Here is a 4285-nt window from a genome sequence, read left to right as displayed (position 1 = left end):
TTCCCTTTCCGGCGGTTCCGACTCTATCAGATCTTTTCTCGACCTGATCCCCAGTCAGCGGGGTTTGTCTTCCCGGCCGCTGGGCCGTTCCGACGTCTCAAACCTTAGCGGATCCTCGCGGTGATTCCCAATCGGGCCCTTGGCGGATCCGGCAGGAGTCGACGAGTTCCATTCGAATTGAATTCGGGCATGCCGAAATCGACCCGGACGGGAGATCATGCTGGTGGTGTGAGTGCCGCTGATGCGGCGGGAGGTGCTGCCGAGGAACCGTTACAGCTCCGTGGCAACCCGGAGAACCTTACGGATCCGGCAGGGGCGTGTCAAGCGCCCTCTGTCAAGGTCTTTTAGTCGAGGTCGCTGAGCCGGCCGCCGGCGTCCGGCTGGGCGTGCTCCACCCTGCGCAGGAGCCGGGTCAGGACCTCGCCGAGGACCGCCCGCTCCGCCGGGGTGAGGTCCTGGAGGAGATCGCCCTCGAAGACCGTGGCGAGGCGCATGGCCTCCATCCACTTCTCGCGGCCGTCGGGGGTCAGCTCCACGATGACGCGCACCCTGTTGTTCTCGTCCCGCTCGCGGGTGACCAGTCCCTCGCCGACCATGCGGTCGATGCGGTGGGTCATCGCGGCCGGGGTGAGGCCGAGGCGCTTGGCGAGGTCGCTGGGGCCCAGGCGGTAGGGCGCCCCGGACAGGACAAGCGCCTTGAGCACCTCCCACTCGGCGTTGCTGATGCCCAGGTCGGCGGTCTGCCTGCCGTAGGCGACGTTCATCCGGCGGTTCAGGCGGGCCAGCGCCGAGACGATCTTCTCGACCTGGGGGTCGAGGTCCTGGAACTCGCGCTGGTAGGCGGCGATCTGTTCTTCGAGTGTCGGCTCGCTGCCGATGCCGGGGGTGTCGCCCATGTCCGCAGTATGGCACGGAGCGGCTTGGCGTTGAAGTCCTTCCGGGTGTACTCTTTAGCTTCGAACTTTAGGAGTGAAGTCTTCAGGTCTAACTGCTGATCACTTCGACGACTCCATGACCGTCCTTGTGCTTGAGAGAGGTGAACGTGACCAGGGCGATGGGCGCAGCGATGCGCCGGATCCACGTGGGCAACGCACTCAGTGCGTTCGGGCTCGGCTTCACCGTCCCCTACCTGTACGTCTATGTGGCGCAGGTGCGGGATCTGGGGGCCATGACGGCGGGTCTGGTGCTCGCCGTCTTCGCCGTGGCCGCGCTGATCGTGCTGCCGTTCGCCGGCCGGGCGATCGTGCGGCGCGGCCCGCTGCCGGTCCTGCTCGCCGCTCTGGTCACTGCCGCACTCGGGGCGCTGAGCCTGGGACTGGCCGCCGGGGCGGTGGCCGTCCTGCTGTCGGCCGCGGCCCTGGGCGCCGGTCAGGCCGTGATGCAGCCGGCGCTGGCGACGATGATCGTGGACTGCTCGGAGTCGGAGACCCGCTCGCGGGCCTTCGCGATGCAGTTCTTCCTGCAGAACCTGGGTCTCGGTGTCGGTGGTCTCATCGGCGGCCACCTCGTCGACACCACGCGCGTGTCCTCCTTCACGCTGCTGTTCGCGATCGAGGCGGCGGTGTTCCTGCTGCTGGTCGCGCTGATGGCGACCGTGCGGATGCCGCGTGCGCCGCGCATGGCGGGGGCTCCGGCGGGCGCCGCGCCGGGTTCCGGCCGGAGTGGCCGGCGGCAGCTGCTGGGAAACCGGGCGATGGTGCAGCTGTGCGTGCTGGGTTTCGTGCTCTTCTTCGCCTGCTACGGGCAGTTCGAGTCGGGCCTGAGCGCGTACGGCGTGGAGGCCGCCGGGATCTCGACGTCGGCGCTGGGCACGGCGCTGGCCGCGAACACGCTGATGATCGTGGTGGCGCAGTTCGCCGTGCTGAAGTTCGTGGAGCGGCGGCGGCGCTCGCGGGTGATCGCGGCGGTCGGCGTGATCTGGGCGGTCGCCTGGGGCGCGGCGGCGTACGCGGGGCTCGGCCACGGCAGCCAGGTGATGGCGACGGCGGCGTTCGTGTCGACGTACGCGCTGTTCGGACTGGGTGAGGCGATGCTGTCGCCGACGCTCGCGCCGCTCGTGGCCGATCTCGCGCCGGAGGGGATGGCGGGGCAGTACAACTCGGCCTTCGCTCTGGTGAAGCAGCTCGCGCTGGCGGTCGGACCGGCGGTGGGCGGCCCGCTGGCGGCGTCGCTGCCGGGGCCGTACGTGGTGACGTTCCTGCTGTTCTCGCTGGGGATCAGCGTGCTCGCGGTGCGGCTCGGGCGTGGGCTGACCGCCGTGCAGGACCATCCGTGGGGCGCGCGGAGCCGGGTGGTGGCGCGTGGGGGGGCCGCCGCGGAGCCGGTGACCGCTGAGGCGTGAGGCCGAGCGGGTGCGGGGCGGCCGTCGTCTTCGGGCGACGGCCGCTTCGGCGTACGGCCCACGGCCGGTTCCGTCCTGGCGTAGGGCTAGGGCCGCTTGGTGGGCAGGGTGAACTCGCACCAGACGGCCTTTCCGCCGTCCGGGGTCCGGCGGGCGCCCCAGTGGGCGGCGATGGTGGCGACGATGGCGATACCCCGGCCGGATTCGTCGGCGGGTTCTGCGCGGCGGCGTCTGGGGAGGTGGTCGTCGCCGTCGGTGACCTCGACGATGAGGCGGCGGTCGGTGCGGCGCAGGCGCAGGCGCATGGGGGGCGTGCCGTGCTGGAGTGAGTTGGCGACGAGTTCGCTGGCCGCGAGGACACCCGCGTCGTGCAGTTCGGGCGAAAAGCGCCAGCTGGTGAGGACGCCGGAGGCGAAGGCACGCGCGCGGGGGGCGGCTTCCACGCCGCCGAGGAGTTCCAGGGCGGCGTTGCGGAAGAGTTCGCCGTCGGGGCCGGTGCGGGCGGGGTGCTGGAGGACCAGGACGGCCACGTCGTCGTCGTGGTCGGCCTGGACGCCGGCGGAGCGGACCAGGCGGTCGCAGACGACCTGGGGGGTTCCGGTGGCGCCGGCCAGGGCGCGTTCCAGCGCGGCGATGCCCTCGTCGAGGTCCTCGTCGCGGCGCTCGACCAGGCCGTCGGTGTAGAGGACCGCCGTCGAGCCGGGAGTCAGGGGGACCGAGCCGGAGGCGTGCATCCAGCCGCCGGTGCCCAGGGGCGGGCCGGTGGGTTCGTCCGCGCGGACGACGGTGCCGGTCTCGTCGCGGACCAGGATCGGCAGGTGCCCGGCGGAGGAGTACACCAGCCGGCCCTCGTTGGGGTCGTGGACGGCGTACACGCAGGTGGCGATCTGGTTGGCGTCGATCTCGGCGGCGAGGCCGTCCAGGAGCTGGAGGATCTCGTGGGGCGGGAGGTCCATGCGGGCGTAGGCGCGCACCGCGGTGCGCAGCTGGCCCATGACCGCGGCGGCACGGACCCCGCGGCCCATGACGTCGCCGATGACGAGGGCGGTGCGTCCGCCGCCCAGGGTGATGACGTCGTACCAGTCGCCGCCGACGGCTGCTTCGGTGCCGCCGGGCTGGTAGGTGGCGGCGACGCGCAGGTCGTCGGGTTGTTCGAGCACCTGGGGGAGGAGGGAGCGCTGGAGGGTGACGGCGGTCTCGCGCTGGCGGCGTTCGCTGGCGCGCAGGCGGTCGGCCGCCTCGGCGTGGTCGGTGACGTCGGTGGCGAAGACGAGTACGCCCGCCCTGCCCGGGCCGGTGTCGCGCTCGCCGGGTCCGGGCTCGGCGACCGGGGTGCAGGTGAAGGTGTAGGAGCGGCCGTCGGGTGCTTTGCGGGACTTCAGGGTGCGGGGTCTGCCGCTGCGCAGGACCTGGTCGAGGAGGGGGAGCAGGCCCAGTTCACGCAGTTCGGGCAGGGCGTCGCGGGCGGGTTCGCCGATAGGGCGGGCGCCGAAGGCCGTGGTGTAGGCGTCGTTGAGGTAGGCGAGGCGGTGATCGCCGCCGTGGACGAGGGCGACGAGGGCCGGGACGCGGTCGAGGACCTCACGGGCGGGGAGTTCGTCGACGGCGGGCACGGGCGTGGTCTCGTCGGCCAGTCGTTCGACGCGGGCTGCGGGGACGGAGCCGTCGGTGCGCCGGTCGGGGGCGGTCGCGAGGTCGGTCCGCGCCGCGGCGCGGCGCTGTGTTCCGGGGATCGGGGGGAGCCGGGCGCTCCAGCGCGTGAAGTTCACGAATCCTTGCCTCGTGTCTGTCGGGTCGGGCCGGCTCCGGGCCCGGCCGGGGTGCGGGGCCGCGCGGCGGTGGCCGCACCGTTTCCTCCTGTGCCCGGGGCGCGGCACGGTGTCCGGGCGTCGGCGGCGGCCGGGGCGGGCGGTCGCCCGCCCCGGTCGTGGACCAGTCTGGCAG

The 4285-nt window shown here is 72.5% G+C and carries 3 protein-coding genes; 1 reads left to right on the top strand and 2 read right to left on the bottom strand.

Annotated features, from left to right (window positions below):
- Positions 1–344 precede the first annotated feature (344 nt).
- A complete protein-coding gene (locus ACFC02_RS41845; RefSeq protein ID WP_360977418.1) occupies positions 345–896 on the bottom strand; it encodes a MarR family transcriptional regulator in 552 nt (183 codons plus the stop codon).
- Between the two features lie 170 nt (positions 897–1066).
- On the opposite strand from ACFC02_RS41845, the gene ACFC02_RS41840 reads away from it, so the two are divergent.
- Positions 1067–2341 carry an MFS transporter gene (locus ACFC02_RS41840; protein ID WP_376368153.1) on the top strand — a complete coding sequence of 425 codons (1275 nt, stop codon included), beginning with the start codon at positions 1067–1069 and terminating at the stop codon, positions 2339–2341.
- 86 nt (positions 2342–2427) lie between these two features.
- Here the strand turns inward: ACFC02_RS41840 and ACFC02_RS41835 are convergent, their stop codons facing one another.
- A complete protein-coding gene (locus tag ACFC02_RS41835) occupies positions 2428–4110 on the bottom strand; it encodes a SpoIIE family protein phosphatase (protein WP_376368151.1) in 1683 nt (560 codons plus the stop codon).
- Positions 4111–4285: the final 175 nt, after the last annotated feature.

Origin of the sequence: Streptomyces sp. NPDC056160 (assembly GCF_042268205.1) — a bacterium.
Taxonomy (GTDB): domain Bacteria; phylum Actinomycetota; class Actinomycetes; order Streptomycetales; family Streptomycetaceae; genus Streptomyces.
The sequence above is the reverse complement of the archived record's forward strand: the minus strand, read 5'-3'. Positions and strand labels throughout refer to the sequence as shown.